Consider the following 24,562-nt stretch of genomic DNA (forward strand, 5'->3'; position numbering starts at 1 on the left):
ACGATATGAAAGACATGATCCAAACCAAGATCCCCCGCGCCATCAACTGGAACCGGCTGGAGGATGACAAGGACCTTGAGGTCTGGAACCGCCTGACGGTCAACTTCTGGCTGCCCGAGAAAGTGCCGCTGTCCAACGATATCCAAAGCTGGGCGACGCTGACGGACCATGAAAAGCAGCTGACCATCCGCGTCTTCACCGGCCTGACCCTGCTGGATACGATCCAAAACACGGTCGGTGCCCCTGCCCTGATGCCCGATGCATTCACTCCGCATGAAGAGGCCGTGCTGACCAACATCGCCTTTATGGAGGCGGTTCACGCGCGCAGCTATTCCTCGATCTTCTCGACACTCTGTTCAACCAAAGAAATCGACGAGGCGTTCCGCTGGTCCGAAGAAAACCCGCATCTGCAGGCCAAGGCCGAGGCGATCCTGAACACATACGCTCCGGGCAACGATCCGCTGAAACGCAAGATCGCGTCGGTGTTTCTGGAAAGCTTCCTGTTCTATTCTGGGTTCTACCTGCCAATGTACTGGTCCAGCCGCGCCAAGCTGACCAACACCGCCGACCTGATCCGCCTGATCATCCGGGATGAGGCCGTGCATGGTTATTATATCGGCTACAAATTTCAGCGCGGCTACGAGAAGCTCTCCGAGGCGGAACAGCAGGAGTTGAAGGACTATGCCTTTGGCCTGATGTTCGAGCTTTACGGGATCGAGAACCAGTACACCGAGGAACTCTATGATGAGCTCGGCCTGACCGAGGACGTGAAGGTATTCCTCCACTACAACGCCAACAAGGCGCTGCAAAACCTCGGGTTCGAGGCCCTGTTTCCACCAGAAGTCTCCGAAGTGAATCCGGCGATTCTGGCGGCCCTCAGCCCCGATAGCGAGAACCACGACTTCTTCTCGGGCTCCGGATCCTCCTATGTCATCGGCAAGGCAGTTGCGACCGAGGACGAGGATTGGGATTTCTGATGGCAAAGGACACTCTGACCATCGTTCGGGACTGGCACGAAGCCTTTGACGTGCCGGTCGTGGACACACCAGCGATCCCCAAGGCGCGAGCGCAGATGCGGTTGGCGATCCTCGAAGAGGAAGTCGCGGAGCTGCGCGCAGCGGTCGAGGATGGCAATCTGGTCGAGGTGCTAGATGCCCTGTGTGACATCCAATACGTGCTGGACGGCACCTTTCTGGAATTCGGCCTACACAGCCTCAAACAGGCGGCGATGGAGGAAGTCCACGCCTCGAACATGTCCAAGTTGGGCGCCGATGGGAAACCGGTTCTTCGCGAAGATGGCAAGGTGCTGAAAGGCCCGGCCTTCCGCCGGCCTGACCTCGCCCGCATCCTTGAGGATGGCTAACACCGCCTTGATTGGGACGAATAGCTATCGGTGCAAATGAACAGGGCGGGTAAATCCCCGCCCTTTTTCACGTCAACTGATCTTTGACCGGATCAGCTGCAGTTCAGCGGAACCGCAAAGCCCGAGCTGCGATCGGATGAGCCCTTGCTATAGACATCTCCTGCAGGCAGGCAACCGGTAAAGCGTTCGGTCTCTCTGCCAAACGCCGCCCCCACAGAGTTATCGACCCGAGTGCTGTTTGAGCGAGTCCGAACAACTCCGAACAGGGTGCCGTTCACATTCACTGTGCTCAGATACAGGTTCTGGCTGCTTCCCGATAGCTCCACCGCGTTTGCAGGCGACTGACCGCCATTTTCGATTGCCACACCGGCAATCTTATCGATCCCGACCTTGTCGGACAGGACCGAGACGGTGGGCAATTCCGCAAGCTCGGCCGGGACATTGGTCGCTGGCGGTAAGAAGGCAACGGCTCCCGGAACATCGGACACCGTGCGCGGTTCACCATCAATCCCGGTGAACCCGACACCTTGGCGATTGAAGGGGTCTTCACAAGCCGCGAGGGTCAAAACGGCGATTGTCGGTAGCAAGATTTTTTTCATGACGGTCAACATTTTGTGGCGATTTGCTAAACCGTAGCGGTAGCGAGATGCAAAAAGCAAGCCGCGGCAGGTGCGAAGGGGCGTGGCGCTGATGCGTCCCTGCAACGGACCTGTTCCCTTCGCATGGCCGCACCAGCGTACGCGTCCAAAAGAAAAAGGGCTCTGACAACTCAGAGCCCTTTTCAAAATGTCCAATTGGAACGGCAGATTACTTAATCTTGCCTTCCTTGTACTCGACATGTTTCCGAACGACCGGGTCGTATTTACGAATGGTCATTTTCTCGGTCATCGTACGCGCGTTTTTCTTGGTCACGTAGAAGTGGCCCGTGCCCGCGGTCGAGTTCAGGCGGATCTTGATTGTCGTCGGCTTCGCCATGGTTATCTCCTGCGTCCGAAAAGGCAGGGCCTTCCGGTTGAATTCCTATGAGCGTGCGCTTTTACCCCGTCGCGCGCCCGAGTCAACCGGATTCCGCAAGTGAGGCGCACAAAAGCTTAATTGCTAACTCGCACCGGATTGTCGAGAACATTCTGAATTGTCCGGTGTAGGTAACATGCCAATTGTCCGCTTCAGTTGATTGCGCGGTGGCCCAATTCGGAGGGAGCCGTAGGCGACCGTAGATTTGGGCCACCGCGTTCGCGCCACGTCGAAGCGGGTCACGCGACTTTGTGTTTGCTATCCTCCTGTGTGATGGGTGATCCGTCAGGCTGGTAGCGGCCAATGCATCTCGGGCCGTGGAAGATGACCAGTTGACCATCGGGGTATTCGTGGACCCTGACCTTCGCCTTGACGAAATGATGACGGTGCCTGTCTGCCGCGATCTGCATGACCAGGCCCTTGTAGCGCACCGTATTGTCGTTGCCGACGACGCGGTCTTCCTGCACACACAGGGTGTCGCGCACATTGCCTGTAAACGGCACGAAGGCCGAGGTCGTATCCTCCGGCTCCTTTGCAAACAGGGCATTGTGTTCGGGAAGATAGACCTCTTTCAGGAACTGATTGGCCTCTTCAATGGTTGTGATCCCATGGGACCGCAGTTCCTGCGGCAATCGGTTCTGGAACGTGCCAAACATGCGTTCAGACCGTCCACGGGCCTGCGGTGAATAGGCCGGGATCAGCTCAATGCCGAGTTGCTGCAAGGCGCGCCCGACCTGGGTCAGATTGTCCTTGTCCACTTTGCCGCCCGCTTCGGGCGTATGCCAGTAATGAGAGCCCCGATCGGCATAGAGCGAGCAAAACAGACCTTGCGCCTCGATCACCTCTGTCAGCCCCTGAAAACTGCTCATCGTCCCTTCTTCCTCGACAAAGAATGCCGAATAAACCCGGTTGGTGGCATCGTCCATGGTGACGATCAGATCCCACCACTGACCCGGAACCCATTCATGGCTGGAGCCGTCCTGATGCAACATCATGCCAACCATCGGACGGCGGGGCCGCTTGCGCCGATGGGCACCTCGTCGGGGTGCTGCCTGAACCCGGCCGTGGCGCTGCAGTGTAAGCCGCACCCAGTTGTAGCTCTGTGTGAAACCATGGTGGGCCACCAGCTTCTCGTGGAAATGCTTCGGCGTGTAATCCCAGTACTTGGTATCAAACAGTTCAAGCATCTCCATGACCTTATCCGTGGCAACACGATTGTTGGCCAGTTTGCCAAGCCGACGGTCGTACAGACCTTCTGCACCATCCGCCTCAAATCGATCCTCCCAACGCCTGACGGTGCGCACGGATACACCCAGTATCTCAGCCGCCTGTTCTTGCGTCAGCTTGTTCGCGCTTCGCCGCGAATACACATCTTCAAACTTCATCAGTCGAACTTCCTGTAACACTTCTGCTCGGTTCATAACGCCTCCTCTCAGAGACAGAATAGAACCGGACAGATCGCATGTTACATACACCGGACATATCGCGTGTTAGCGACACTAACTCGCACCGGATTTGGCGCTATCACGCTTTCGTGATATGGTCGCTCAATTCGGAAGACCCAAAAGCCGGCGCCAAGCCCGGCCTTCGAGGCATCCAGATCAGGCGCGACCCTATCACGGCAGAGTACATTTATGCGTGTTTGGGGGTTAATCATGACAGAATGGAAACTGCAGGCCGAAGAACTGGCCAATTGTAACTGCAACTTCGGCTGCCCATGCCAGTTCAGTGTTCTACCCACCCATGGCAATTGCGAGGCCGTCGTCGTCTTCGATATTGAATCCGGCCACTATGGCGACACGGATCTTGCCGGTGTGCGGGCAGCGGGCGTGTATCACTGGCCCGGCCCGATCCATGAAGGCAATGGCCAGATGCAGCTGATCATCGACGAAAGCGCCTCTGCCGATCAGCGCGCCGCGTTGCAGGCGATCATGTCCGGCGAAGACACCGATGAAATGGCGACCATGTGGTACGTCTTCAGCGCAATGGCGCCTAAGAAACACGAAACTCTTTACGTTCCGATCGAACTGGACTGGAGCCGCGAGGACCGGACTGGCTATGCGAACGTGACCGGTGTGTTCGATGTGAAAGTCAGACCGATCCCAAATATCGTGACCGGAGACCCGCATCGCGCGGCGTTCCATCTGCCCAACGGGTTCGAATATCGCACCGCCGAGGCGGCCTCGGGCTCGGCCCAGACCACGGGCGCGGCGATCAGCCTAGCCTTTGATGCGACCCACGCGCATCTGGCGCATCTCAACATCTCAGGACACGGGGTTCTGGGCGCTTAGGCCGGGTGTCCAATGACTGAATCCCCACCACCGAGCCATTTGGTCGATCGGGTGCTTCGGCATGACCGTGGCGTTGTTCTGGTCTGTGTCGCGCTGATCATTCTGGCGGCATCGTGGTATACGATTGCCGGGGTTGGCATGAACATGACCGCTGTGGACATGACCCGGATGGCCCGCCCGATTGGCAACCCAATGCAGATGGCGACCGAGGTACATTGGACGGCGCCTTATGCCGTGCTGATCTTCCTGATGTGGTGGGTGATGATGATCGCGATGATGACACCCAGCGCCGCCCCTACTGTTCTGCTGTTCATGGCGTTGAAACGGGTCGGGCCGGATAAGGCCAATACGGCGCGGCTGAGCCTGTTTTTTCTGGCCGGCTATCTGGTGGCCTGGGCCTTGTTCAGCGTGCTTGCAACCGGCGCACAATGGCTGCTGGAAGTTGTTGGGCTGTCCGATGGCCCGATGATGACCATCCGTTCTCGGACGGCGGCTGGATGCGTTATGATCGCAGCGGGGCTGTACCAACTTTCTAGCCTCAAAACCGCCTGTCTGCGCCATTGCCGCAGCCCGGCGCGTTTTCTGGCCGATCACAACAGACCCTACGCCTATGGCGCATTCCGCACCGGCGCGCTGCACGGAGCCTATTGTCTGGGCTGCTGCTGGGCCCTGATGCTGCTGCTGTTCGTAGGCGGAGTAATGAACCTCTATTGGATTGTCGGCGTCGCCATTTACGTCGCGTTGGAGAAGTTGATGCCGCGCGCCATGTGGCTGGTGCCCACGACGGGCGCGGTGCTGATCGTTCTTGGCGTCTGGCTGGTGGTCGTGCCTTAGCGCACGCCTCGGATCAGATTTCAGGCCAAAGGACCGGCCCAATCAAAGGTCCCTAAACTTCAGTCAGGAGGCATCCATGCCTATTTTTATCACCTATGCATCCTATTCACAGAAAGGCGCGAAGGGGATGGTCGGCAAACGATCCGATCGGACGGACGCCGTCAAAGCGCTGTTGAAAAAGGTCGGTGCCAAGCTTTTGGCCTTCTACATCACGACGGGGGATAACGACGTGGTTGTCATCAGCGAAGCACCAGATGAGACGGACGCAGTTGCGGTGGGCATGGCGGTCGCCGCCTCGGGCGCTGTATCCAATATTGAAACCGTAAGGGCCTGGAAAGCCAAGGACTTCGTGGCGGTTCAGAAGAAGGCTGCGAAACTGGTCGGAGCCTATACGCCACCCGGAAACTGACAATAGGATACGCGCGGAGGGCCTGTAAGCCGGATCTTGTTCCGGGGTTGCCCCCTTCGATGACCATTCCTCTAGGCCGCGCATTGCTGCGCGGCTCAAGCTGCCAACCCGGTCCCTCTCGGCCAAGACGCGCTTAGCGGTGGTATCGGCAGACGCCGACCATCCCGCGCGGGGACCCTATTTGGCATTGCTCCCGGTGGGGCTTGCCGTGCCGTCGCTGTTGCCAGCGGCGCGGTGGGCTCTTACCCCACCGTTTCACCCTTACCTTTGGCCAAAGCCGCAGGCGGTCTGATTTCTGTGGCGCTTTCCGTCGGGTTACCCCGCCCGGGCGTTACCCGGCACCGTTGTCTTGTGGAGTCCGGACTTTCCTCTCGGGTCTTGCGACCCCAGCGGCCATCCGGCCCTCCGCGCAGAGGGGTGGGTATGCTGTGTTCCCGGTCGCGTCAAGAGTGGATAGGGTGGAGGAAGGGGCCAGCCCCTTCTTGGCCTTTGGCCAATTCATCCCCGAGATATTTTTGGCCAGATGAAGAGCGGATCAGGTCGCGTTTGGGGCCAAGCTGAGCGCCTTGATATCGGCTAGGGAGAGCGGACCGGTGCCCCAAGGGCGGTATCGCAAACGTATGGCCGCCAGAAGCGTCTCGTTCGGGACATCGGCGGTGAAACCTGCGGCGCGAGCCAGTTCGCGAAAGTTTTCGCACGAGATGCCTGCCGGGGTAGTTTGGGTTGCACCTGCGGCGGCCAGCCCCTGTCGTTCGAGTCGCTGCCAGTCGAACTTTGCTCCGGGGTCACTTTTTCGGCCGGGGGCCATATCGGAATGGCCGATCACGCCCTCGGGCGGAATCGCCCAGCGCGACATGATCTGTGGCAAGAGGGTTTCCAACACTGCCATCTGCAGATCCGAGAAAGGATGCGCCCCGGTATTGTCCAGCTCGATCCCGATGGAGCGCGAGTTGATGTCGGTCTGACCATGCCATTCGCCCGCACCGGCGTGCCATGCACGGTCCTCTTCGCGCACCATCTGCCAGAGCGTACCGTCAGAACCGATCAAGTAGTGTGCTGAGACCTCGGCTTGTGGGTCGCAGAGGCGCTCCAGCGCCGCCTGAGCGCTATCCATCGCGGTGTAGTGCAGGACAATCAGCGTCGGCGTCAGGCCATCGCGGCGGGGGCCGAAATTCGGCGAAGCGTGCCAGATCGGCGCAGGCTTAGTTGTTGATGGCACTGCGGAACGGGCTCGGGTCCCAGCTGCAGGCATAGCCGTCGCCATCCGGGTCCAGTCCTTTGCGGTCGCGCTGTGGCCCTCCATTTGACAGGAAGGCGATCTGGGCCTGATCTGGCGAGGGAAATTGCGCGCAGTTGCGCTGTGCTTTGGCCTGCAGGTTGAACCCCGCACGGCTGTAAAGCTGGGTGCCCACCGGGTTGGATGTGCTGAGTGCGTATTGCACGATGTTGGGCTGCCCGTCGCTGCCACGTTCAGGCACGGCCGTAGGGGCAACCACTTCGTAGGTCTGGCGGTTCTGTTCGATGCGAGCAGCGTCGGATTCGATGCTGCGGCGCTCGGACACGGCTCCAAAATCCTGTTCGTCGGAGATGCCGGTATTGTTGGGCACGGGAGTGACCGTTGGTTGCGCCGAAGTGCTGGCCAAAGCCGCCGCCGTCTGATTGGCAATATCGGCATTGGCACCGGTCGCAACTGGCAGGTTCGACGCCGAACCCGGTGCACCTAGGGCCTGCTCCGAAACATCCACCGGGGCAAGCAGCGGGTTTACGACACTCCCCTGCCCGGACAGTTGCGCCTCACGCTGGGCCTGATACTCGGGCGTGTTGAAATCGGTTCCGCCAATCGGTGTGACCGTATCACAGGCGGCGATCAGCGAGATCGCCGCGATGAGAGGCAAAGAGCGCATGCTGCGCCTCCGTGTCTGATGTCTTTCAGGCCCGAGGCTTACCACCATTTCGACGGTTTTGCCACAAAACCGGCGGCGTTTTCCAACGCATAGGCGGTATTGAGCAGATCGCCCTCTTCCCAGGGCCTACCGATCAGTTGCAGACCCAGCGGCAGCCCTTGTTTATCGAGCCCTGCAGGCACCGAGATCCCCGGCAAACCGGCAAGGTTCACAGTCACGGTGAAGACGTCATTCAAGTACATTTGAACGGGATCGGCCTCGGTCATCTCGCCCAGACCGAAGGATGCGGACGGGGTGGCCGGGGTCAGAATCGCGTCGACACCCGCAGCGAAGACATCCTCGAAGTCCTTCTTGATAAGGGTGCGGACCTTGCGGGCGCGGTTGTAGTAGGCGTCGTAGAAGCCCGCCGACAGCACGTAAGTCCCGACCATCACGCGGCGCTGCACCTCGTGACCGAAGCCCTCGGCGCGGGTTTTCTCGTACATCTCGGTGATACCGTCACCCTGAGATAGCTGCGCGCGGCGGCCATAGCGCACGCCATCATAGCGGGCGAGGTTCGAGGACGCCTCGGCAGGCGCAATCACGTAGTAGGCTGGCAGCGCGTATTTGGTATGCGGCAGCGAGATATCCACGATTTCGGCGCCCGCGTCTTTCAGCATCGCGGCGCCATCCGCCCAGAGCTTTTCGATCTCGGCAGGCATGCCGTCCATGCGGTACTCTTTCGGGATACCGATCTTCTTGCCTTTGATATCACCGGTCAGCATCGCCTCGAAATTCGGGACAGCCAGTTCGGCGCTGGTGGAATCCTTGGCGTCATGGCCACACATGGTTTCCAGCATGATCGCCGCGTCGCGGACATTCTTGGTCATCGGACCGGCCTGATCCAGCGAGGAGGCAAACGCGACGATGCCCCAGCGCGAGCAACGGCCATAGGTCGGCTTGATACCGGTGATACCAACAAAGGCGGCAGGCTGGCGGATCGAACCGCCGGTGTCGGTGCCGGTCGCGGCCAGGCACAGATCTGCGGCCACAGCAGACGCAGAGCCACCCGACGAACCGCCCGGTGTCAGCTGCGCGTCGTCATTGCCGCGACGCCACGGGCTGACTGCGTTGCCGTAGACCGAGGTTTCGTTGGACGAGCCCATGGCGAATTCGTCCATGTTCAGTTTGCCCAGCATAACAGCACCAGCATCGGCCAGTTGCTGAGATACGGTGGATTCGTATTCGGGCTTGAAGCCTTCCAGAATTTTGGATGCCGCCTGTGAGGGCACGCCCTTGGTGCAGAACAGATCCTTGATGCCGATCGGCAGACCACACATCGACGGCGCGTCGCCACCTTTGATCCGCTCATCTGCAGCCTTGGCGCGTTCCAGCGCGATCTCGGGCGTTTTGTGGACAAAAGCGTTCAGCGCGTCGGCGTCATCAATGGCTGTCAGGCAGGATTCGGTCAGTTCTACCGAGGTCACGTCACCCTTGCGCAGCGCATCGCGAGCCTCGGCCAGGCCCAGTTTGTTCAGATCGCTCATGTCTTACTCCACCACTTTGGGGACTGCGAAAAAGCCTTCGCGGGCGTCGGGGGCGTTGGCCAGAACCTTGTCCTGCTGGTTTCCGTCGGTGACCACATCCTCACGACGTTTCAGGCGCATCGGCTCGACCGAGACCATCGGCTCGACGCCTTCGACATCCACTTCGTTCAGTTGCTCGATGAACCCAAGGATGGTGTTGAACTCGGACGCCAGCGCGGGCAGCGCGTCATCCTCGACCTTGATCCGGGCCAGTTTGGCCACCTTGGCGGCGGTGCTTTGGTCAATCGACATCGGAAAACCTCATATGCGTTAGGGGGCGTTTACCCGTCCGGGGTCCGGGTCGCAAGAGCGCGATAGGATCTGTCCGGGCATCATCTGATGCGGCCCCTTTTCCATTTTGCATACCTCCCATGCAAAAAAGTAAACCGGTTAGTTCATTTTTGCCCTTGAAAAACTAAACTGAACTGTTGATTTCTATTCCACGGCACAGCCAAAACCCGGAGTAGAGACATGAAACCCTTCCTGATTGCATTTGTAGTGGCCACCACTGTTGTCGCGTCCCAAGCACAGGCTTTTGGCCCAACAATGAATACCCTGACACCTGATCTGACCTTCCCCACACCTGCCCCCGAGGTTGTCAGCTAGGATCAGGTCAAGACGAACAAGTGATAGACCCCCTGCCCCGGGTCGGGCGATTAATGCCCGGCCCGGCTGGCTACAATTAACTACTGCTCTTTTCGACGCGACCCGCTACGGTAGACCGAGCGATGCGTCGAACCGTAAGGTTGGTTCGGCAAGAACCAACGGAGCAGAAGATGAGCGCGCGCAAGCAAGCTGTTCTGGACGCGATTGATGCGGCCAACAGGCAAGACCCCAACATCGAAGACGGCCAACCGGTCGAGCTGATCTATGGCCAGCGCATGAGCACCGAGATGGACAGGTTGTTCCCTGACGCCTCGGACATGTTGCAGATTGCCGCCCGTGGGCAGCATGTTGAACGCTGGAAGCTGGCGCGCAGTGAATTCCCCGAAGGTCGCGCCGGATATCTGGCATGGCGCAAGGCGCAGGGTGTCCATCACGCCGAGGTTGTCATGGGCCTGATGCAGCAGGCCGGGTACGACGCGGACGACGTCGACGCGACCGGGCGCATGCTACGTAAACAAGGCATCAAGCGCGACGATGAGGTTCAGGCGCTGGAGGATGTCATCTGCTTTGTGTTCCTGAAATGGTATTTCGCGCCCTTCGCCGCAAAACACTCGGCCGAAAAGATCCAGAGCATCGTCGAAAAGACCGCCCGGAAGATGTCAGCCGAAGGCCGCGCGCGGGTTTTGAAGGAGTTCGATCTGCCCGACAACCTGGCTGCTGCGTTTCAGGACTGAGATGCGCGGATCATGTGCCTGCGATAGACCTCGATCATCCAGCCCAGCATGGTTGCGTTCAGGATGTGCCACATGAAATGCGTGCCCAGCGGGAGCTGCATACATAGTGGTTCATCCAACGCGCGGAAGGTGATCGAGGCGATCAGGATAAACGCACCAATCGCTAATCCTCGGGCCGTTTCCGGCGAGCGTTTGCGCAGCAAAAACGCATAGATCAGAATCAGCAGCGGCACCGGAGCGTATGCTGCGGACCCTCCCAAACCCGGAACCAGTTGAAATAGCGGCAGGGTTGCGGCCGCATAGGGAATGAAAAGCGCGGTCACTATCGCGGCGGGCAGCGGTCGCATCTGCCAGACGTCCCGATTGATCGCGAAGATATAGACCAGAATATAAAGAAGGATCGGCACGACATCGGCCATCGCAGCCCAGACCCGCGCGTGGGTGTGAAACAGATAGCTGCCGATCCCGATCGCGGCGAGAATCACAACCAGCAGCATCGCCAGAGGCATCCCCTGCCCGCGCACCCTGCGCCACATGATGAAAGCCGCGATCAGAAACGCAGCGTTGGTCACCGCGTTGATCGGCTCGGCCCAATAGGCGGGGGTAAGGCGTTCGCAATACCCATCAATTTCCTGAAACCAATCCATGAACTTTTACATAACGGATGATAGTGTGATGCCAATAGGCATCGCAGGAGGATTTCTCATGAACATCATTTGGTTGGGCCATGGCAGCTTTCGCATTGAAACCGAAGGTCAGGTGCTACTGGTCGACCCGTGGCTGACCGGCAACCCGTCTCTGCCCGAGGATCAGCATGATGCGGCCGTTGAAGGTGCCACGCATATCCTTCTGACCCACACGCATTTCGACCATGTCGTCGACATCCTGCCTTTGGCCAAACACCTGAAGGTGCCGGTGGTCGGTCAGTACGACCTCATGGGCTATTGGGCCGAGGCCGAAGGGATTGAGACCATCGGCTTCAACAAAGGCGGAACGGTCAATCTGAACGGCATCAAAGTCACGATGGTGCCCGCCTCGCACAGCTCGACCTTTTCGACCCCGGACGGGCTGCGCACCGGCGGCAGTGAGGTCGGATTCATGATCGCAGCTGAGGGGCGCATGCTTTATGTCTCGGGCGATACCGATGTCATGGCGGATATGGATTGGATGGGGGACTACTACAAACCCGATATCGGCATTCTGTCCGCCGGCGGACATTTCACAATGGATATGAAAGCCGCCGCCTATGCCGCCAAACGGTATTTCAATTTCAAAACGGTGATTCCCTGCCACTACAAAACCTTCCCCATACTTGAGCAATCCGCGCAGACACTGATCGACGGTCTGCCCGGTGTGGACGTGATCGAGCCTGAAGTCATGAAAGCGATCTCTCTCTGATGCCTGCGTCAGATTTCAGCGCGCAGGAATACGCGGATCGTCTGAGCAAGACCCGCGCGGCGATGAACGCGCGCGGGATTGAGACTCTGCTGGTCACCGACCCATCCAACATGGCCTGGCTTACCGGGTATGACGGCTGGAGCTTCTACGTCCCGCAGATGGTGATCTTGCCTGCACACGGGGCGCCTCTGTGGTGGGGGCGCACGCAGGACAAGGCCGGCGCCGCGCAGACCACCTGGCTGGACGCGGCGGATTTGCTGGATTGGCCGGAAGAACACGTTCAGCATCCCGACCACCATCCGGTCGACGCTTTGGTTCTCGCGCTGCGCGACCGGGACTGGACCCGAGGGCTGGGTGTCGAGTTGGACAATTACTACTACTCCGCCGCCAGCCACCGCATTCTTGAGCGCGCCTTCGGTGAAATGATCGACGCGACGAGTCTGGTGAACTGGCAGCGTGCGGTCAAAAGCGACGCTGAGATCGACATGATGCGCAAGGCGGGCCAATTGACGGCGCATATGCATGGGGTGCTGCGCGAGGCATTTCGCGAAGGCCTGCCCAAGAACCAACTTGTCGCCCAAGTGCAGGCCGCAGGCATTGCTGGCCTGCCCGATTTGGCGGGCGACTACCCTGCCATTGTACCAATCGCACCCTCGGGGCGCGAGGCATCGGCGTCGCATATCACCTGGAATGACAGGCCATTAGCGCGAGGAGAAGCCACCTATTTCGAAATCTCCGGCTGCTACCGACGGTATCACTGCCCCGCCAGTCGCAGCCTGTTTCTGGGTAATCCACCGGATGACATCCGCCGGGCCGAAGCGGCGGTTCTGTCGGCGATTGAAGCCACTCTGGCAGCCGCCCGTCCCGGCACCACATGCGAGGAAATCGCCACCTGCGTTTACGACAGTTTCGCCCAAGCCGGATATGAAAAGGCCAACCGTACCGGCTATCCCATCGGCCTCAGCTACCCGCCCGATTGGGGCGAGCGCACGATGAGCCTGCGTCCCGGCGACACCACGGTATTGCAGGAAAACATGACGTTTCACCTGATGCCGGGACTGTGGACTCCGGACTGGGGGCTGGCGATAACCGAGAGCTTTGTGGTGACGCCGGAGGGCGGCCAACCGCTGGCCGATATCCCGCGTGAGATGGTAGTTAAATCCTAATCGCGTTGGCTCGCGAAAAAGCACCTGAGCAGGTCGGCCGCCTCCTCGGCGGCGATGCCATCGTAGACCTCCGGCTTGTGATGGGCCTGCGGGTGCGCAAAAACCCGTGCGCCATGGGCGACCCCACCTGATTTCGGGTCGGACGCGCCGTAGTAGATGCGGCGGATACGAGCCGAAGCCAACGCCGCTGCACACATCGCGCAAGGCTCCAGCGTCACATAGAGGTCATGACTAGGAAGCCTTTCCGAGCCTGCCTCAGCACAGGCGGCGCGTAGAGCCAGTATCTCGGCATGGGCGGTCGGGTCGTTCAGCTCACGCGTGCGATTCCCGGCAGAGGCCACAACCCGGCCATCAGGCGCGACGATCACCGCGCCGACAGGAACCTCCCCCCGTTCGGCGGCCGCGCGGGCCTCGGCCAGTGCCTCGTCCATATGCGATTTAAACACCATGTCTCTGACTGCCTTAGAAACCTGCCTTTCGCAAGCGGGCGGGATGGGGTATGGCCCTGCCATGAGCAACACCCCTCCTCCCGGCGACCGGATCGCCAAAGTCCTGGCCCGTGCTGGCGTTGCCTCGCGGCGCGAGGCGGAACGCATGATCGAAGCTGGCCGCGTCAGTGTGAACGGCAAGGCTATCAAAAGCCCCGCCCTGAACGTGACCGGCAAAGACAGGATCACCGTCGACGGCAAACCGGTGTCGGAACCCGAACCCTCACGGCTTTGGCTGTATCACAAGCCGACCGGTTTGGTGACCACGACCAAGGACGAAAAAGGCCGCGCGACGATCTTTGACGAATTGCCAGAAGGCATGCCTCGGGTGATGTCCGTTGGCCGGTTGGACCTGAATTCAGAAGGGCTGTTACTGCTGACCAATGATGGCGGCATCAAACGCAAGCTGGAGCTTCCCTCAACCGGTTGGCTGCGCAAATACCGCGTGCGGGTGAATGGACGCCCCAAGGACGAAGACTTCGCCCCCCTTCGCAAGGGTCTCGTGATCGAGGGCGAGCGGTTTCAGCCCATGACCGTCTCGCTGGATCGTCAGCAGGGCGCAAATGCCTGGCTGACAATCGGTCTGCGCGAAGGCAAAAACCGCGAGATTCGCCGCGCGATCGAGGATATCGGCTTTACCGTGAACCGCCTGTTGCGTGTGTCTTACGGGCCATTCCAACTGGGCGACCTGAAACCGGGTGAGGTTGAAGAGGTCCGCCGCCGCGTGATGCGCGATCAGTTGGGTCTGGATGGCGACGAAAAGCCCGAAGGTACAGCGAAACGAGCGACGCGACCGCAGCGAAAACGCCCTCCGATCGGCAAGAAACCCCGCAAGTGATGCGGGTTTAACAACCTTCCCCCTAGCGCCAAGCCCTCGTATCCCCTAAATTTTCTGTGAGTGCTGCTATTTGGGGGGCTGAATGTCCGGGAGCGGAGTGCAAAAACTGGCCTATGCGGCCCTTCTGGTGCTGCTTTTTGGCGTCTGCACTGGCCTGCTTGGGGGTCTGTAGCCATGGCCAAACGGTTCGGTGGCAAATACAGCCCTCAGGGTGAGGACTCGCCAGACAGCCCGCTGCCGCGCGGCCAGTTTGACAATGCTCGGGTTGAACCTGCAGGCGCGCGGGCGAATATCCTGTTCATTCCCGCCATCCCTCTGGTCTTTTTGTCGCTGAATGATGGCGCCATTGGCACGACCATGGGTCTTGTCGCCGCTGGCCTGCTGACCGCCGCTGCGTTTTTGCTGCGCGAAGGGTTACGGGCCGAGGCCGCCTATAACGTCCGCAAAACCGCGCGTCGCCCGGCCTTCCCTCGCAAGATCTTTGCCAGCGTTCTGACCGGACTTGGGGCTGCGCTCGCGTCCTACCGGACGGAGTTTCTGGACGCTGAGACCGCAGCACAAGCAAGCCTTGTAGCCCCGATCCTGTTTGGTGCCGCCGCCGCGACCCTGCATTCCGTGTCCTTTGGCTTGGATCCCATGAAAAACAAGGGCATGGAGGGCATCGACACGTTCCAGCAAGACCGTGTCGCCCGCGTCGTCGATGACGCCGAAAAGCATCTGGCCGAGATGACGGATGCGATCAAACGGGCCGGAGATCGACGGATCGAGGCGCGTGTCGAGCGATTTCAGGACACCGCCCGTGATCTGTTCCGCACGGTCGAAGAAGATCCTCGCGATCTGGCGGGCGCACGGAAGTATCTGACCGTCTACCTGCAGGGCGCACGTGATGCGACCGTCAAGTTCGCGGATGTCTACGCCCGCACCCGCGACGGACAGGCTTTGGCAGACTACTCTGCCCTATTGGATGATCTGGAACAGAATTTCGCCGCGCGTACGCGCAAAATGCTATTGGATGACCGCAGTGACTTGACGGTCGAAATCGACGTGCTGCGTGAAAGACTGCAGCGCGAAGGCGTCCGGCTGGACTGACCGGCCCTTTATATTTGAGCGAGGAACTCCCCTATGTCCGACGAGATCAAGAACAAAGCGGTTGAGGCCGAAACACTTGTGCAAGAGGTCACCGCGGTGGCCCTGCCCGAACCGCAGGCCGAGGTCGTCTCGCTTGAAGAGGCCGACGAACCCGTCAGCGCCGAGATCCGCAAGCGGATGGATGAGATCGACATGGGCAACACCAATTCGATCGTCGCCTTCGGCTCATCCGCGCAGGCCGAATTGCAAGAGATCAGCCAGGCCATGCTTGCAGATGTGCGCAACAAGGATGTTGGCCCCGCAGGGGACAGCCTGCGCAACATCGTCACCACGATCCGGGGGTTCTCGGTCAGTGAACTGGACGTGCGGCGCGAACGCAGCTGGTGGGAGAAATTGTTGGGCCGCGCCGCACCCTTCGCCAAGTTCACCGCGCAATACGAAGAGGTTCAGGGCCAGATCGACCGTATCACAGACGATTTGCTTTCTCACGAACACACTCTGCTGAAAGACATCAAATCGCTGGACCTGCTCTATGAAAAAACGCTGGGGTTCTATGACGAACTGGCGCTCTATATTGCTGCGGGCGAGGAAAAGCTGACCGAGTTGGATAGCCATGACATCCCCGAGAAAGAGGCCGAGGTTCAGGCAGCGCCCGAAGACCAGCAGGTCATGAAAGCGCAGGAGCTGCGCGACATGCGCGCCGCGCGCGACGATCTGGAACGCCGGGTGCATGACCTTAAACTGACCCGGCAGGTGACGATGCAGTCGCTGCCCTCGATCCGGTTGGTGCAGGAAAACGACAAATCTCTGGTGACGAAGATCAACTCAACCTTGGTCAACACGGTTCCGCTGTGGGAAACCCAGCTGGCGCAGGCCGTCACCATCCAGCGCAGCGCCGAAGCCGCCGCTGCCGTGCGCGACGCCAATGATCTGACCAACGAGCTGCTGACCTCGAACGCGGCCAACCTGCGCGAGTCGAACAAGATGATCCGCGAGGAGATGGAGCGTGGCGTGTTCGACATCGAAGCCGTCAAACAGGCCAACGCTGATCTGATCGGCACGATCAATGAAAGCCTGGCGATCGCAGACGAAGGCAAAGCCAAACGTGCAGCCGCTGAGCAGGAACTGCAGAAAATGGAAGCCGAACTGCGTGACACGCTGGCCGCCGCCAAAGCACGGCGTGACGGGACCGGCGACAATGCCGGAACGGCTGTTCCGGGATAAGGTGGGCTGGGCGTGCGGCCTTTGACCTGTCTCAAAACGGGCCTTGGTGTACTGGGGCTTCTAGCGCTTGCGGGGTGCGAAGAGGCGCTGACCTCTTCGGTCGTTCCTCAGGTGCGGCCATCGGCCCCGCCGCCTGCGGCGAACGCCTATGTGCCGCCATCCGCGGCCAGCCAAGACCTCGCGCGGTTCTATCAGCGGATCGAACGGGATCTGCTGACCCGCGGCCTGCTGCGCACCGATGGCGGCGGACCAGACACCCCCTATGACGCCGACGACCTGAGCCGGAATTTCGAGGCCATCGCCTTCTACAGCGAGTATCCCGATCACACTGTCTCGCTCGGGTCTCGGCAGACGGATGGACAGCTCAGCCGTTGGTCAGGACCCGTTCGCATTCAGACCGAGTTCGGCCCCTCGGTCCTGCCCGCAACACGCAGTAGTGACGCGGATCAGGTTCAATCTTATGCTGCGAGGCTTGCCAAACTGACCGGCCATCCGATCTCGACCGTTAGTCGCAAGGCCAATTTCCACGTGTTCTTTGCCGGAAAAGATGACAGCGCCTATGTTGTCACGCGTCTCAAGGAACTGGTGCCCAACATCAGTCAAGCCTCTTTGGATTTAGTCGCCAACCCGCGTGCGAGTTTCGACTGTTTTGTGTTTGCTTCGGCCACCCGCAACGATCCAAACAAATACGTGCGTGCTGTGACGCTGATCCGGTCGGAACTGCCCGATCTGGTGCGGCGCAGCTGTATTCACGAAGAGATTGCGCAAGGGCTGGGCCTGTCCAATGACAGCCCCGCCGCGCGGCCTTCGATCTTCAACGATGATGATGAGTTTGCTTTGCTGACAAGTCATGATGAGAAACTACTGACAATGCTCTATGACCCGCGTCTTTCGCCCGGAGTGACGGTCGATCAGGCCCGCCCCGTGGTGCGGATCATTGCGCGCGAATTGATGGGGCAGCCGCTCTGACCCCAAGGACAGGAGAACCCAAATGGGAATTTTCGATTTTCTGACCGGAGAGTTTATCGACGTTATTCACTGGGTCGATGACTCCCGAGACACCATGGTCTGGCGGTTCGAACGCGAAGGGCACGAGATCAAGTATGGTGCCAAGCTGACGGTGCGCGAAGGTCAGGCCGCGGTGTTTGTCCACGAAGGACAGCTGGCGGATGTGTTCACGCCCGGCCTCTATATGCTTGAGACCAACAACATGCCGATCCTAACGACTTTGCAGCACTGGGATCACGGCTTTCAGTCTCCGTTCAAGTCCGAGATTTATTTCGTCAACACGACTCGGTTCAATGATCTGAAATGGGGCACCAAGAACCCGATCATGTTGCGCGATCCCGAATTCGGACCAACCCGCATTCGGGCCTATGGAACCTATACGGTACGCGTTAAAGACCCGGCGAAATTCCTGGTCGAGATCGTCGGAACCGATGGTGAGTTTACCATGGACGAGATCAGCTTTCAGGTCCGCAACATCATCGTGCAAGAGTTCAGCCGCGTGATAGCTGGATCCGGCATTCCGGTTCTCGACATGGCTGCGAATACGGCCGATCTGGGCAAACTGATTGCAGCCGAAGTCTCGCCCGTGTTGGATGGCTACGGGCTTGAGATGCCCGAGTTCTACATCGAAAACATCTCGCTTCCACCTGCGGTAGAGGCCGCGTTGGACAAGCGCACCTCGATGGGGCTGGCGGGTGATCTGGGCAAGTTCACCCAGTATTCCGCCGCCGAGGCGATGACGGCAGCAGCCAACAACCCCGGTCAGGGCGGCGGCATGGGTGCCGGTCTTGGCATGGGAATGGGCATGGCGATGGCCAATCAGATGGCGAACATGGCAGCGGGCCAACCGAGCGGCCCGTGGGGATCGCCCGCCCCCGCTGCCCCGCAAACATCCGCGCATGCGGCCCCGCCGCCTCCTCCGCCCGTTGAGCATGTATGGCATATCGCGGTGGACGGACAGACCAGCGGGCCGTTCTCGAAGGCCAAGATGGGGCGTATGGCTTCGGACGGGGAACTGACACGTGAGACACATGTTTGGACTGCAGGTCAGGACGGCTGGAAAAAAGCGGGTGAGGTGCAGGAATTGGCGCAGCTATTCACGATCCTGCCTCCGCCCCCGCCGGGTGCCTAAGTGGTAGCAGGCGGACGGATGACTGAAGAACATCGCTTTCCCTGCGACCAATGTGGTGCGGATTACCGGTTCAATCCCGGCGATGGCACATTGACCTGTGACCATTGCGGCCACTCCGAACCCATTGGCTCAGGCCCATGGGGCGGCGCAAGCCTGCGCGAGCTGGATTTTGACTCCGCCATCGCGGACCGTCTGCCGGAAAGCGAGATTGAGGAAACGCGGGTTCTGTCTTGCCCGAACTGTGCCGCTCAGGTCGAGTTCGACCCGAATACCCACGCAGCGGAATGTCCGTTCTGTGCCACTCCTGTGGTGACGGATACAGGCGTCAACAGGCATATCAAACCCAAAGGCGTCCTGCCTTTTGCGCTGGATGAACGGTCCGCCCATAAGGCGATGGGGGATTGGCTGGGTCGGCTTTGGTTCGCGCCGAACGGGCTGAAGGACTATGCTCGCAAGGGGCGAAAAATGCAGGGCATCTATGTGCCTTACTGGACCTTCGACGCGGACACCAAATCCAGTTATCGCGGCGAACGCGGCACCGTCTACTACGAAACGCGCACCGTCATGCGCGACGGGAAGCGGGTGCAACAACAGGTGGCCAAAGTGCGCTGGAGCCCGAAATCCGGTCGTGTCGCTCGGTTCTTTGATGACGTTCTGGTGTTGGCGTCACGCTCTCTGCCCAAGAAATATACAGACGCGTTGGAGCCCTGGGATCTGCCCGCACTTGAACCCTACCAGCCGCAATACCTGGCGGGGTTCCGGGCCGAGGCTTATTCGGTCGAGTTGCCCGATGGGTATTCCGAGGCGCGTGCGCATATGGCGCGGGTGATCGAACGTGACGTGCGCTTTGACATCGGCGGCGACCGGCAACGTATTCACGCGGTGGACACGGATGTGCGCGATGTGACGTTCAAGCATATCCTGCTGCCCATCTGGATGGCTGCCTATAAGTATCGCGGGCAAACCTATCGCTTTGTAGTCAACGGGCGCACTGGCCGGGTGCAAGGTGAACGGCCTTGGTCTGCGATCAAGATAACCATTGCGGTGGTCCTCGGCCTTCTGGTGGCAGCGGGCGTGGGGTACGTGATGGCGACGTCGCAGGGTTGAGCCTACCAAAATCACACAGGCAGACGTTTTCCCGAATACGGGCAAGACGCTGGATGACAAGTGGTTCTCCGGCGGCTAAACCGACTGCTGAACGCATGCGATTTGGGGAGAGCGATGCGCGCAGTCGTACAACGGATCTCTAGAGCGTCAGTCTCGGTGGATGGCGCTGTTGTCGGTCAATCGGGACCGGGCCTGATGATTCTCGTATGCGCGATGCAGGACGACAGCGAAGAGAACGCCTCGAAACTTGCTGCGAAAATCTCCAAGCTGCGAATCTTCAAGGATGCCGCCGGCAAAATGAACCGGTCTGTTGTGGACATCGGCGGCTCGGCCCTGGTTGTCAGCCAGTTCACCCTTGCTGCGGATACGGCCAGCGGTAACCGGCCCGGATTCTCGCAGGCCGCTGCGCCGGATATCGGAAAACACCTTTATGAAAGTTTTGCCAAGAACCTCGCCGCGTGCGGGATCGCGGTTGAGACAGGGCAATTTGGGGCCGACATGGCCTTTGAGCTGGTCAATGATGGGCCAGTGACAATCTGGATGGAGAATTGATGACCCGCGCTGAACAGGCAATCGCACTCTGGCAAGCAGGGGTCGCTGCGGTAGACGGATACACGGCGACCCGAAAAGCACTCTCCGATGTTGCAAAACCGGATCGGATTCTGGCCGTGGGCAAACCTGCGGCGGCGATGGCCCGAGCGGCATTGGATCATTTCGGAGACATCCCTGCGCTGGTGGTCACCAAGGACGATCATGGGCGCGACCTGCCGGAGGGCGTCGAGGTGATCGAGGCCTCACATCCCGTCCCGGACGGCCGCAGCCTGGCAGGCGGCAGGGCGCTACGGCTTGCGGTCGAGGCCATGCCACCCGAGGCGCATTTGCTACTGTTGGTGTCGGGCGGCGCATCCTCGCTGGCTGAAGATTTGATAGGTGGCAAAACGCTTGAGGATCTGGAGACGTTGAACAAAAAGCTGCTCTCCGAAGGACTTGATATCGGGGCGATGAATGCGGAACGACGCAAGATTTCGCAGGTCAAAGGCGGAGGATTGCTGTCCCGGCTCAAAGGCCGGAAGGTCACGGTTCTGGCGATCTCGGACGTGCCAGGGGATGATCTGAACGTTATCGGCTCGGGCATCGGTGCGCTGCCTGAACAAGTCTCTTACGAGGCCGAAGCGCAGATCATTGCCTCGAACGCCCATGCCCGTGCGGCAGCCGCCGAAGCGGCCGAGGATGCGGGTCTGTCGGTGCTGGCCAATGAAGAGGCCTTGCATGACGATTATCAGGCCGTCGCCACCGCAATCGGTAAGAAGCTAAGGCAGATGGGATCAGGCGTGATGGTTTTCGGCGGCGAGCCGACTGTTGTGCTGCCCCCAAACCCCGGACAGGGTGGGCGCAATCAGGCCCTGGCACTGGCACTGGCGCACGAGATTTCCGGCCTTGAAGATATCACGGTCGTGGTCGGAGGAACCGACGGAACGGATGGCCCGACCAACGCAGCAGGCGGGGTTGTTTCTGGCGCCACTTGGGCCAAAGGCGCGGACGAGGCGCTGGCTGCCGCCGATAGTGGGGCCTTCCTGGAAAACGCAGGCGCTTTGCTGGTGACCGGGCCGACAGGAACCAATGTGATGGACCTGATTGTCGCAATTCGGGATTAGAATGACGTATTCTCCCGATACCGACCAAGGCAACCAATAGATCATTTTCGTCATAGCGGAGGACGCGAAGACACGGCGCTATGACGGCTTTGATAAACACGGTATTGTCAGGCAAGGCACATTTCCTGACTTCCGACATTTTTTCGTATAAGTCATTGATATTATTATGCCTTGGTTGCCAAAAGGCACTACACGGACTTTTTTCGCCAGCGATTGTTTCGGAGTGTTGAGGGAGCTCAGGCTTTGGTCTGGCCAGTTTTTCGGGTGCGCCCGGGGGGTATCTTGAAAGGGGCTTCGTTCCAGGTCAGGCCGACGCAGGTGAGGATGCGTCTGGCATCGACCGTGGCATGGCTTGGCATGCCGTAGCGGTCAGGGGTGCCTTTGTGGCGCAGGATCGAGAGCTGCAATGCGTTCAACTCGTTGCGGATACGAGCCGGGCTCATCGGGTGTCCGAGCAGGTCCAGATGCTTGCGCAGGTGCTGCAGGCAGCAGAAGGCCATGTAGCAGATGGCGATATGGGCCCGGACCCGACGCGGCGACCAGTGATAGATGGGCCGGATTTTCAGATCGTGCTTGTTGGTGCGGAAGCAGGCTTCGATCTCCCACAACTGGTGATAGCGGGCAATGACGTCCTGTGCCTCCAGTTCGTCCGCACCATGAACAACAATGGCATGCAGCCCGTCCCATTGTGCCGCTGCCTTGATCTTTGCATCATCCAGCGTGACGTCCCCGCTGTCGGGGAAGGCCAGGAAGCGGCCATATCCCCGGCTGCTGAAGCTGCCGGGTTTGCGAGAGCGCTTGAGCTTCTTGTGCAGCTTTTCGATTGCCTTGTCGCGCTTGTGGGCATCATTGCGTGCCCGGGTGGGTGACCAGGTCACAATGACCCGCGCTCCCTCCTGGTCGATCACCTTGTACCAGCCCTTCTCGGTTGCCTCTTCAGAACCGTGTCCAGCCCAAGGCTGGCGTCCCTCCGGGCTCAAAATGTTCGCCTTCACGGCGGCCGGGGCGGACTTCATGCGATAGCCGAGGATGTAGGGCAGACCCTTGTTCTGCAACATCTGCTGGTTGTCCTTGCTGAGCATGGCGGCATCGGCCACGAACGTGACCCTGGCCACGTCGAAGCGTCCCTCCAACGCCTTCAGCGCAGCTTCCAGCGTATGACCTTCCCAGGTGTTTCCCGGGAAGAGTTCATAGCCCACAGGCAGCCCATCGGAGGTGACGATCAGCGCCAGCATGACCTGAGCGCGGTGATGCTTGCCATCCTTGCTGAAGCCCTTGGCCAGAAGATGATCCTGCTCGACCCCGTCCGCATCCTCGGCCGGGTCCTCGCGCTCGGTGTCAAAGGCCAGGGTCGTGCAATCGTAGAACAGCACGGTCACTGGCCCGCCCAGCAACTTCTCTGCCGCCGCGTGAGAGGTTTTGCAAATCCCGTCTATCACCGGCGTATTGATGTAATCCATGCTCCGATAGACCACGTCCAGATTGAGCGTGATGCCTGCCTGGTTCTCCAACGCCTCCACGGTCGCGCGCTTGCTCTCGGGCTGTGCGATCCGCGCCATAACCAGCTCTTTCACAATGCGATTGGCACTTTTACGCGCCGCCCCCAGAAGGGCCCCCCAACCCAGTTGGTCATACATCGTCCCCATGACATCCCGCAGACCCAGAGAGACCCGCGCCTCCTCACGGCACTCGGCAAGATCAACGCCAAGCTTGTCCGGCCGCGGAGCGCGGCGCACCAGCGCCTGCAGATCGGCATATTCCGTGGGCGTGAACAGTTCCATTTGCGGCGAGCGATCAATGCGTAATTGCTCCATCAAGCGGCCCGCCAGACGCTTGATATCCTCAATCTCGCTGTCGTTATGGGCCACACCCACATGGCGCAGGATCTTCTGGCGTACCTTGGAGCCGGTGCGGACGGATTCAACGATCTGGATCCGTGTGCGGTTGAGCTTTGCGTCATGTTTGGTGCGGATGAACATGGGCGAAGAGGTTAGCCATCTGAAGGCCCATGTCAATACTTTTTATAATAATGGGGCACTACAACGCGCCTCTGAGCAACCACACCTGAAAACAAACCAAAAACCCAGTCAGATCAACAAAAAGGTCGGAAGTCAGGTGAACGTTATCGGCTCGGGCATCGGTGCGCTGCCTGAACAAGTCTCTTACGAGGCCGAAGCGCAGATCATTGCCTCGAACGCCCATGCCCGTGCGGCAGCCGCCGAAGCGGCCGAGGATGCGGGTCTGTCGGTGCTGGCCAATGAAGAGGCCTTGCATGACGATTATCAGGCCGTCGCCACCGCAATCGGTAAGAAGCTAAGGCAGATGGGATCAGGCGTGATGGTTTTCGGCGGCGAGCCGACTGTTGTGCTGCCCCCAAACCCCGGACAGGGTGGGCGCAATCAGGCCCTGGCACTGGCACTGGCGCACGAGATTTCCGGCCTTGAAGATATCACGGTCGTGGTCGGAGGAACCGACGGAACGGATGGCCCGACCAACGCAGCAGGCGGGGTTGTTTCTGGCGCCACTTGGGCCAAAGGCGCGGACGAGGCGCTGGCTGCCGCCGATAGTGGGGCCTTCCTGGAAAACGCAGGCGCTTTGCTGGTGACCGGGCCGACAGGAACCAATGTGATGGACCTGATTGTCGCAATTCGGGATTAGAATGACGTATTCTCCCGATACCGACCAAGGCAACCAATAGATCATTTTCGTCATAGCGGAGGACGCGAAGACACGGCGC

27 protein-coding genes and 1 other RNA gene are annotated in these 24,562 nt (G+C 59.8%); 17 read left to right on the top strand and 11 right to left on the bottom strand.

The annotated features are described in order from the left end of the window. Positions 1-5: 5 nt before the first annotated feature. Positions 6-977: a class 1b ribonucleoside-diphosphate reductase subunit beta gene (gene nrdF, locus ACOERD_RS10880; RefSeq protein WP_419739038.1), complete on the top strand. Its 972-nt coding sequence runs from the start codon at positions 6-8 to the stop codon at positions 975-977. After that, positions 977-1,363, top strand: coding sequence for a hypothetical protein (locus tag ACOERD_RS10885; protein WP_419739039.1), 387 nt, complete (start codon positions 977-979; stop codon positions 1,361-1,363). Before nrdF ends, ACOERD_RS10885 begins: the two co-directional genes overlap by 1 nt. Positions 1,364-1,455: 92 nt before the next feature. Here ACOERD_RS10885 and ACOERD_RS10890 read toward each other — a convergent pair whose 3' ends face one another. The 3 genes from ACOERD_RS10890 to ACOERD_RS10900 form a co-directional block, all read right to left on the bottom strand. Further along, positions 1,456-2,067 (bottom strand): hypothetical protein, encoded by a 612-nt coding sequence (locus tag ACOERD_RS10890; RefSeq protein ID WP_419739040.1) that lies wholly within the window; start codon positions 2,065-2,067, stop codon positions 1,456-1,458. A 103-nt stretch (positions 2,068-2,170) separates the two neighbouring features. Next, complete coding sequence (gene rpmG, locus ACOERD_RS10895) at positions 2,171-2,338, bottom strand: 50S ribosomal protein L33 (protein WP_037309480.1); 168 nt, start codon at positions 2,336-2,338, stop codon at positions 2,171-2,173. 278 nt (positions 2,339-2,616) lie between these two features. Then, positions 2,617-3,798, bottom strand: a complete 1,182-nt coding sequence (locus ACOERD_RS10900; protein WP_419737631.1) for an ISNCY family transposase — start codon at positions 3,796-3,798, stop codon at positions 2,617-2,619. A gap of 234 nt (positions 3,799-4,032) precedes the next feature. Here ACOERD_RS10900 and ACOERD_RS10905 point away from each other — a divergent pair, with 234 nt between their 5' ends. The 3 genes from ACOERD_RS10905 (at position 4,033) to ACOERD_RS10915 (ending at position 5,911) form a co-directional block, all read left to right on the top strand. Then, the gene (locus ACOERD_RS10905; RefSeq protein ID WP_419739041.1) at positions 4,033-4,668 is read left to right on the top strand and encodes a DUF1326 domain-containing protein; all 636 of its coding nucleotides are present in this window, start codon (positions 4,033-4,035) and stop codon (positions 4,666-4,668) included. Positions 4,669-4,680: 12 nt separating this feature from the next. Further along, a complete protein-coding gene (locus ACOERD_RS10910; protein ID WP_419739042.1) occupies positions 4,681-5,502 on the top strand; it encodes a DUF2182 domain-containing protein in 822 nt (273 codons plus the stop codon). A 76-nt stretch (positions 5,503-5,578) separates the two neighbouring features. After that, positions 5,579-5,911, top strand: a complete 333-nt coding sequence (locus ACOERD_RS10915; RefSeq protein WP_419739043.1) for a GYD domain-containing protein — start codon at positions 5,579-5,581, stop codon at positions 5,909-5,911. A gap of 9 nt (positions 5,912-5,920) precedes the next feature. Here the strand turns inward: ACOERD_RS10915 and rnpB are convergent. The 5 genes from rnpB to gatC form a co-directional block, all read right to left on the bottom strand. Beyond that, an RNA gene (gene rnpB / locus ACOERD_RS10920) (RNase P RNA component class A) lies at positions 5,921-6,320 on the bottom strand. 126 nt (positions 6,321-6,446) lie between these two features. Next, a complete protein-coding gene (locus ACOERD_RS10925; protein ID WP_419739044.1) occupies positions 6,447-7,163 on the bottom strand; it encodes an N-acetylmuramoyl-L-alanine amidase in 717 nt (238 codons plus the stop codon). Beyond that, entirely contained in the window at positions 7,114-7,815 is a 702-nt protein-coding gene (locus ACOERD_RS10930; RefSeq protein ID WP_170768500.1) for a hypothetical protein, read from the bottom strand. Before ACOERD_RS10930 ends, ACOERD_RS10925 begins: the two co-directional genes overlap by 50 nt. Positions 7,816-7,853: 38 nt before the next feature. Then, a complete protein-coding gene (gene gatA / locus ACOERD_RS10935; protein WP_419739045.1) occupies positions 7,854-9,341 on the bottom strand; it encodes an Asp-tRNA(Asn)/Glu-tRNA(Gln) amidotransferase subunit GatA in 1,488 nt (495 codons plus the stop codon). A 3-nt stretch (positions 9,342-9,344) separates the two neighbouring features. Next, a complete protein-coding gene (gatC, locus tag ACOERD_RS10940) occupies positions 9,345-9,632 on the bottom strand; it encodes an Asp-tRNA(Asn)/Glu-tRNA(Gln) amidotransferase subunit GatC (protein ID WP_170325838.1) in 288 nt (95 codons plus the stop codon). Positions 9,633-10,156: 524 nt separating this feature from the next. On the opposite strand from gatC, the gene ACOERD_RS10945 reads away from it, so the two are divergent. Further along, positions 10,157-10,720, top strand: coding sequence for a DUF4202 domain-containing protein (locus ACOERD_RS10945; RefSeq protein WP_419739046.1), 564 nt, complete (start codon positions 10,157-10,159; stop codon positions 10,718-10,720). Here ACOERD_RS10945 and ACOERD_RS10950 read toward each other — a convergent pair. Continuing rightward, positions 10,711-11,367, bottom strand: a complete 657-nt coding sequence (locus ACOERD_RS10950) for a ceramidase domain-containing protein (protein WP_419739047.1) — start codon at positions 11,365-11,367, stop codon at positions 10,711-10,713. The genes ACOERD_RS10945 and ACOERD_RS10950 overlap by 10 nt on opposite strands. Before the next feature lie 58 nt (positions 11,368-11,425). Here ACOERD_RS10950 and ACOERD_RS10955 point away from each other — a divergent pair, with 58 nt between their 5' ends. Both ACOERD_RS10955 and ACOERD_RS10960 read left to right on the top strand, forming a co-directional pair. After that, positions 11,426-12,118 carry a metal-dependent hydrolase gene (locus ACOERD_RS10955; RefSeq protein WP_419739048.1) on the top strand — a complete coding sequence of 231 codons (693 nt, stop codon included), beginning with the start codon at positions 11,426-11,428 and terminating at the stop codon, positions 12,116-12,118. Continuing rightward, the gene (locus tag ACOERD_RS10960) at positions 12,118-13,284 is read left to right on the top strand and encodes a M24 family metallopeptidase (protein WP_419739049.1); all 1,167 of its coding nucleotides are present in this window, start codon (positions 12,118-12,120) and stop codon (positions 13,282-13,284) included. The genes ACOERD_RS10955 and ACOERD_RS10960 overlap by 1 nt, the downstream gene beginning before the upstream one ends. Here the strand turns inward: ACOERD_RS10960 and ACOERD_RS10965 are convergent. Then, on the bottom strand, positions 13,281-13,733 hold the full coding sequence (locus ACOERD_RS10965; protein WP_419739050.1) for a nucleoside deaminase: 453 nt from the start codon (positions 13,731-13,733) through the stop codon (positions 13,281-13,283). The two genes, ACOERD_RS10960 and ACOERD_RS10965, sit on opposite strands and share 4 nt — an antisense overlap. A gap of 61 nt (positions 13,734-13,794) precedes the next feature. Between ACOERD_RS10965 and ACOERD_RS10970 the strand changes: the two genes are divergently transcribed. From ACOERD_RS10970 to ACOERD_RS11005, 8 genes are all read left to right on the top strand, one after another. Continuing rightward, entirely contained in the window at positions 13,795-14,610 is an 816-nt protein-coding gene (locus ACOERD_RS10970; RefSeq protein WP_419739051.1) for a pseudouridine synthase, read from the top strand. Positions 14,611-14,784: 174 nt separating this feature from the next. After that, positions 14,785-15,699: a 5-bromo-4-chloroindolyl phosphate hydrolysis family protein gene (locus ACOERD_RS10975; RefSeq protein ID WP_419739052.1), complete on the top strand. Its 915-nt coding sequence runs from the start codon at positions 14,785-14,787 to the stop codon at positions 15,697-15,699. 33 nt (positions 15,700-15,732) lie between these two features. Then, a complete protein-coding gene (locus tag ACOERD_RS10980; RefSeq protein WP_170374831.1) occupies positions 15,733-16,923 on the top strand; it encodes a toxic anion resistance protein in 1,191 nt (396 codons plus the stop codon). 12 nt (positions 16,924-16,935) lie between these two features. Next, positions 16,936-17,892 (top strand): DUF2927 domain-containing protein, encoded by a 957-nt coding sequence (locus ACOERD_RS10985; RefSeq protein WP_419739053.1) that lies wholly within the window; start codon positions 16,936-16,938, stop codon positions 17,890-17,892. Positions 17,893-17,914: 22 nt separating this feature from the next. Continuing rightward, on the top strand, positions 17,915-19,063 hold the full coding sequence (locus tag ACOERD_RS10990; RefSeq protein ID WP_419739054.1) for an SPFH domain-containing protein: 1,149 nt from the start codon (positions 17,915-17,917) through the stop codon (positions 19,061-19,063). Positions 19,064-19,081: 18 nt separating this feature from the next. Further along, positions 19,082-20,170: a TFIIB-type zinc finger domain-containing protein gene (locus ACOERD_RS10995; protein WP_419739055.1), complete on the top strand. Its 1,089-nt coding sequence runs from the start codon at positions 19,082-19,084 to the stop codon at positions 20,168-20,170. 114 nt (positions 20,171-20,284) lie between these two features. After that, positions 20,285-20,722 (top strand): D-aminoacyl-tRNA deacylase, encoded by a 438-nt coding sequence (dtd, locus tag ACOERD_RS11000; RefSeq protein WP_419739056.1) that lies wholly within the window; start codon positions 20,285-20,287, stop codon positions 20,720-20,722. After that, positions 20,722-21,825, top strand: a complete 1,104-nt coding sequence (locus ACOERD_RS11005) for a DUF4147 domain-containing protein (protein ID WP_419739057.1) — start codon at positions 20,722-20,724, stop codon at positions 21,823-21,825. The genes dtd and ACOERD_RS11005 overlap by 1 nt, the downstream gene beginning before the upstream one ends. Before the next feature lie 236 nt (positions 21,826-22,061). Here ACOERD_RS11005 and ACOERD_RS11010 read toward each other — a convergent pair whose 3' ends face one another. Next, entirely contained in the window at positions 22,062-23,804 is a 1,743-nt protein-coding gene (locus ACOERD_RS11010; protein WP_419737624.1) for an IS1634 family transposase, read from the bottom strand. Here ACOERD_RS11010 and ACOERD_RS11015 point away from each other — a divergent pair. Continuing rightward, the gene (locus tag ACOERD_RS11015; protein ID WP_419739058.1) at positions 23,797-24,483 is read left to right on the top strand and encodes an MOFRL family protein; all 687 of its coding nucleotides are present in this window, start codon (positions 23,797-23,799) and stop codon (positions 24,481-24,483) included. The genes ACOERD_RS11010 and ACOERD_RS11015 overlap by 8 nt on opposite strands. Positions 24,484-24,562 lie beyond the last annotated feature (79 nt).

Source organism: Ruegeria sp., assembly GCF_965199275.1.
Lineage (GTDB): Bacteria > Pseudomonadota > Alphaproteobacteria > Rhodobacterales > Rhodobacteraceae > Ruegeria.